The organism is Vibrio sp. 704, from assembly GCF_033339295.1.
In genome coordinates this window covers 1-544 of record NZ_JAWOUH010000892.1, presented here as the reverse complement: position 1 = coordinate 544, position 544 = coordinate 1, and the positions used below count along the sequence as shown (strand labels likewise).

Annotated in this window: 1 pseudogene; it reads right to left on the bottom strand. The window is 50.6% G+C overall.

Going from position 1 to position 544, the window contains the following annotated elements:
- A pseudogene (locus R7R24_RS29730) lies at positions 1–544 on the bottom strand (ABC transporter permease); the annotation flags it as partial.

Here is a 544-nt window from a genome sequence, read left to right as displayed (position 1 = left end):
CGAGCTTGACCGTTAGCGAATCTAGCTCTCCTTCAGAAGGGCCTGTGCTGACCACTTGCAACGCGCCATGCTCGGTAGGAACATCTTTTTCCCAGCGCCACCAAACCGATTCAACTTCTGGCTGATCTTGTAACCATGCGCTCATTCGCCCAGCCGAGTTGTTTGTTGGATAAATATAGATATCTGCGGCCAAGCGTTGGCTTAACCATTTGTCAGTGGTGTCTCTAAAGCTACCCACCATGGTCTCAACACCAATATTCGCAGCGAGCGCCAACATAAACGCCATCGTTGCGACACCACGATAGCTCATACTTGCCGCCGCATCAGCAAAGAACCAACGCACACGAACCCAGCGTAACGTGTATGAGAAGCTTTGGAACATGTGCCACATCAAAAATGGCATGAATAGAGCCACACTCACCAACATCAATGCGATAATGGCAAAACCCGTCTCTTGCGTTTTAGGTGCTTGGTAAACCGCGACCGCGGCTACACAGAAAGCACATGCCGCCAATGCTTGCCAAGAAAACTCTCTGCCTGCAAA